This is a genomic window from Mycobacterium sp. E2497 (genome assembly GCF_001668695.1).
Lineage (GTDB): Bacteria > Actinomycetota > Actinomycetes > Mycobacteriales > Mycobacteriaceae > Mycobacterium.
This window is the reverse complement of the sequence record NZ_LZKD01000073.1, coordinates 1-686: the sequence shown is the minus strand read 5'-3', so window position 1 is coordinate 686 and position 686 is coordinate 1. Positions and strand designations below refer to the sequence as shown.

General features: G+C 71.0%; 1 protein-coding gene. It reads right to left on the bottom strand.

The window, feature by feature from the left end:
• On the bottom strand, positions 1-686 hold a 686-nt coding region (locus A5713_RS05800), incomplete at both ends, for a hemolysin family protein (protein ID WP_156751767.1).

Genomic DNA, 686 nt, shown 5'->3' with positions numbered 1-686 from the left:
GCGTCGTCGTGTTCGTCCCGGACGTCGCCGACGATCTCTTCGATCAGGTCCTCGACGGTCACCATGCCCGCGGTGCCGCCGTATTCGTCCACGACCATCGCGGTCTGCAGGCTGTTGCCGCGGATCTCGGCCATGACCGCGTCGCCGTCCAGCGTCGAGGGCACCACGGGCACGGGCTGCGCCACCGTGGTCAGCGGCGTGCGCGCCCGGTCGGCCGCCGGAATCGCGAGCACCTGCTTGACGTGCACGATGCCGACGGTTTCGTCGAGGTCGCCGTCGACGATCGGGAAGCGGGAGTACCCCGACTCCGCGGCCGCGGCCACCAGGTCGGCGACGGTGTCGTCGGTCTGCAGCGCCACGATCTTCGACCGGGGGGTCATCAGTTCCTCGGCGGTCAGGGTGCCGAACTGCAGCGAGCGCCGTACCAGCGAGGCGGTGGCCGCATCCAGGGAGCCGCTGCGCGCCGACGAGCGCACCAACGAGATCAGTTCCTGCGGCGACCGAGCCGAGCGCAGCTCCTCGGCGGGCTCGATGCCCAGCTGGCGGACGATCCAGTTCGCCACGCCGTTCGTCAGCCGGATCGCCGGGGTGAACAGCGTCGAGAACAGCAGCTGAACGCCGACCACGGCCCGCGCGGTGGACAGCGGCCGGGCGAGGGCCAGGTATTTGGGGACCAGCTCGCCGAA